Raw genomic sequence first — 534 nt, 5'->3', positions numbered from 1 at the left:
TTGGCGCATTATCCGTCCCATCCAGTCGGCGGCGCTGGACTTCCCGGTGGAGCAGTTGCTCAACAGCTTCTCCCGCCTCACGCCTCAAATCACGCTGGAAGGGGCTGAGGATTTGGCGGCCTTCGGCCTAGATAAGCCGCGCCACCAGATCGCCCTCTTCCCCCAAGAGGGGGATCCCTACCGCCTGGACATTGGCAACGACAACTTCGACGGCTCCGGCTTCTACGCCAGGCCAGAAGGGGGAGAGGTGGTGCTCTTGGCCAGCACCCAGAAGGGATCCCTCTTGCCTTCTCTGCTGGCTTTGCGGGACAAAACTCTGCTGCGCTTTGACACAGCGGCGGTGAAGTCTCTGCAGGTGCAGTTGGCCGAGGCAGAGCCAGAGGTCGTTCGCTTGGAGCGACAAGAAAATACGTGGCAGATCGTCGAGCCCCGCGAGCTGCCTGCCGATGACCTGAACGTCGACCGTCTGCTCAATACGTTGTCTCGCCTGCAAGCGGTGGAGTTTCCGGCTGAAACCAAGGCGGAGCTAGCTTC

At 61.4% G+C, this 534-nt stretch carries 1 protein-coding gene; it reads left to right on the top strand.

Annotation, left to right across the window (positions count from 1 at the left end; genetic code table 11):
• Positions 1 to 534 (top strand): DUF4340 domain-containing protein (locus NW807_RS10510; RefSeq protein WP_414426072.1); only part of this gene is annotated, 534 nt, incomplete at both ends.

It is taken from the genome of Synechococcus sp. R70.1 (assembly GCF_047461675.1).
Lineage (GTDB): Bacteria > Cyanobacteriota > Cyanobacteriia > Thermostichales > Thermostichaceae > Thermostichus.
Note: the sequence above shows the minus strand (reverse complement) of the source record. Positions and strands in the feature narration are given on the sequence as shown.